The organism is Faecalimonas umbilicata, from assembly GCF_004346095.1.
GTDB classification, from domain to species: domain Bacteria; phylum Bacillota; class Clostridia; order Lachnospirales; family Lachnospiraceae; genus Faecalimonas; species Faecalimonas umbilicata.
The window spans coordinates 1-3,686 of record NZ_SLZV01000052.1; the positions used below are offsets into that span (position 1 = coordinate 1).

At 38.7% G+C, this 3,686-nt stretch carries 2 protein-coding genes; one reads left to right on the forward strand and one right to left on the reverse strand.

What is annotated here, in order from left to right; genetic code table 11:
- Positions 1-50 precede the first annotated feature (50 nt).
- A complete protein-coding gene (locus EDD74_RS14870; protein WP_116441420.1) occupies positions 51-1,706 on the reverse strand; it encodes a plasmid recombination protein in 1,656 nt (551 codons plus the stop codon).
- 1,143 nt (positions 1,707-2,849) lie between these two features.
- On the opposite strand from EDD74_RS14870, the gene EDD74_RS14875 reads away from it, so the two are divergent.
- Complete coding sequence (locus EDD74_RS14875; protein WP_116441421.1) at positions 2,850-3,341, forward strand: replication/maintenance protein RepL; 492 nt, start codon at positions 2,850-2,852, stop codon at positions 3,339-3,341.
- Positions 3,342-3,686 lie beyond the last annotated feature (345 nt).

The following is a 3,686-nucleotide window of genomic DNA, read 5'->3' on the forward strand; positions in this document are numbered from 1 at the left end:
GACCTGCAGGTCTGCGATATACGAGTTGGAAGTTGATTCCATTCTCGCTATTAACGCAATCTTAGATGTGTTCCTTTACCTGCTATTTTGCTTACTTCTTTTTGTTGCTGAATAAAAGCGCCTAAATCTTCAGACAAGCCTACCGCATTGTCTGTTTTTTGTAGCAATTCATTCAACAACCTTTTAGGCATTTGAACTTTTTCCTCTTCCTGCATGATTCCAACAACACACAATCCAGCCTTTTCGTCATTCAATGTTTTTTCATCAAACCCACCTTGCTTGTTGGAACCCACTTTGCGTATTGTTCCATCTTTGTATAACGCCAGCAATTCACCTTTTTCTCGGTAAGTATCATAGCTCGATCCAAATGGCATAGAACGCCAACTTCTAAATTTGGATCTTGTAAATTCATAACTTAATTCTCCAGAAAGAATACTTTTTGCTTTTTTCATTTCCTCGACTTCCTGCTTGATCGGCTCCAATTCCATTCGTTTATCTTGAAGTTCTGCTACTTCTCCTTGCAACCGTCGCTCCATTTTCAACAATGACATAACTTTCTCTGATAATTCATCATATTTCGCTTGTAAACTTTTTGCCCATCTTTCAGCAGCTGCGATTATCTCTTCTTTTTGTCGGAGAATTCCTTCAGCTTTAGCAATAACTTTATTCCGATCTGCAGTTGCTTCAGACCGTATCTTTTCAGCTTCCATTTTCGCAGATCGTTTTATCATCTCACAATATTTCTCAGTATAGGCAGACTCATCTAATAATTTGTCACTAAACTTAACTCGTCCCATAAGGGTGTGTATTTGCTGTTCGTCCATGTTCTCAATAAATACACCTTTCCTCTCTAAGCTCTCTGTTTTGCCCCAGAATGATTTTTTAGGCTCTATGGTCATATTCTCTGCCTTAACAGCTTCATTGCCTTGTAAAGCCATATATGACGTTATACGGTCTATCTCTGCAATAGCTTGTTCCTTTTTCGCATACTCTTTCTCAATCCCTTTAAGCATTTCATCTTTCGCAGCCTTATATTCCTCTACAGAAAGACTCCCTCTTGCTTTCCGTTCGGCTTCAACAGAAAGTCCCATATTTCGACAAATATCCCCAAAATATGACCGTTCATTCTCTTTCCACATTTTGGTAGCATTGTTTTGACGACTTTCTTTTTCTGGGATAAAGCCCATTTCTTTCATGGCTCTATCCAGAGAATTTCTTGCAGAAAGCCCACGTTTGTAACCATGCGCTACTGGAACATAATCTAAATGCAAATGAGGACTCGCTTCGTCCATGTGTATATAAGCACCTATCAGCTTCAAATTGGGGTTTCTCTGCTCAAAAGTATTGACGTACTCTATCAATGCCCTTTTAGCCTTTTCCCTTGTTTCTTCGCTCTGAAAATCTTCTTTTTTGCCCCATTGCAATATATCTTCGTAAAATAGTTTTTCTCCGTTTTTTGACTTTTGTATATAACTATAATAATCTTCAATTTTCCGATCAGATCGCCTTTGTTTGTTATTGTATTCAGCTACAGCTTTGCCAAAAATCGACTGATAAGCCTGACGGATATTCAGATCAACCAGTGTAATATTTTGTGATGTCAATTTTGTATTTATATGCTCTGGAACTTCTTTGCCTATTTCTTCGTATTTCCGCCTATTATGTAATTGACTACCTTTTCCTTGTGGCATCGATATTCTTCCCATCCACCATACACCTCCTAGTCCACAGCATACTGAATTTTGTTACTTTTGTCAAAAGTAACCCCGTATGACTTTTGACACTTCGTATCAAAAGCCGGGGCTCTGCGAGGCTTGTCAGTTGCCATTACTTTGTGATATAATCTTTCCGTTGTCACACCCAATCCGACAACGGAAAGGGGGTGTCTGCATGGAAATCATAATCTCATTCTTAGTTTCCATCATAGCAGGGATAACCTGCCATTATCTTTGCAAGTGGCTAGATGGAAATGACAGTGACAACTAGCACAAAAAACCCCAGGAGGTTGCGACTCCTGGGGTTTTTCTGTCCGCATGGACATAATCTCATTCTTTGCCTACTGGCATTATAGCATATGCACTTTTTCATTTCAAGTATTCACGTTGTTGATAAATCAATGCAATCATAAGTAAACAATCCACAGTTTAAAAACTTACGATTTTTTTTCCATTGTTTTTATAAAATACAATTTTTACTTTTTTGTTGTAAACAAGGGAAAACATTTGTACACCAATCTTACAACGTTTGTTTACCATTCTTACAACAAGCAAAAACCCTAAAAACGTTGAAAAATGGGGATTTTCTCTGTTTTTTAATAAAATTTACTCTGTATCTATTTGTTTAAGACGGAAAGTAGTGGGGAAGCTGTTTGTTATTTAAGCAGTCGCTACTGTCAAAATTAAAAATGACAAAGTAGTGGCTGCACAATACTGCTTTCCTCTGTTCGTTTTTTGGCACAGCCAACGGTTCCGCAGCGTAGCGGAGGAATGCCCCGAGCGACGGTTCCTAACAGGGCGGCGGGTCGGCGGGGCAAGTGTTTGGTTGCGAGAAAGTATATCTCTGTTAGGTTTGATGATATAGAGCTATAACTACTGGCTAGAAAAGGGTGTATTTTAGCCGAAAAATACTTGTCTTAACAATAGATACAGAGTAAATTTAAGATAAAACCTTAAAAAATCCCTATTTTTCAAGGTTTATAGGGATTTTGCTTGTACTGAATTCTCGGTACACTTGTACTGAAATCTCACTACAAGTGTTCTGAATAAAACAGAACAAATATATTGACACGAAGAAAATAATGCAGTACAATTGTACTAAATCAAACAGAACATATGAAAGGATTTACACATATGATTACCAAGAAAAAGCAAAAATTTGTTGGATATAAAGAATTAGTCGATCCTGAAACTGGAGAAACATATCCAATGCAAATGAACGTTCTTGAAGAACGAGATTTTAACTTTCACAAAGTGTGGTTGCAACATTTAGTCAATTCTTTGGATTCTATCAGTAATCAAAAACTCAGACTAGCTTTTTGGATCATTGATCACTTAGATAAAGAAAATCAGTTAATTATGACTCAGCGAGCTATAGCAGAAGCTTCTGGCATGAGTCTTGACACCGTAAGCAAGACTATAAGGGCTTTATGCGAAGGAAATCCTGCTTTTCTGCAGAAAATCAATTCTGGGGCATACAGAGTGAATCCAGAAGTTATATTTAAAGGCTCTCACTCTAATCGCATGGGTGTTTGTTATGAGTATGTGGAAACCAACATCAAAGCCAAAAACACTCAAATCGAAGGGCAGATGGAAATTAAAGATGTAAATTGCAATATTGAGTAAATCATTTTAACACTTTTAAGATTTTTGTCTGTTGTAAGATTGGTGTACCAATGAACACAGTGGGGGAGTGTCGTAGTTACTCCCCCACCTTCCCACTCTCCAGAAATCCACTCAATAGGGCGTTGCCCTAGCCGTTCCGGCTTACCCACACTCGCCGTGTGGCAGGAGCCGTCGCTCTCTCCGAGGGCAACAGCTCCGCTGTACAGTGTTGGTCGCTCCATTCCATCAACCACCAACTCGGCATATTCTCGACCTGCAGGTCTGCGATATACGAGTTGGAAGTTGATTCCATTCTCGCTATTAACGCAATCTTAGATGTGTTCCTTTACCTGCTATTTTGCTTAC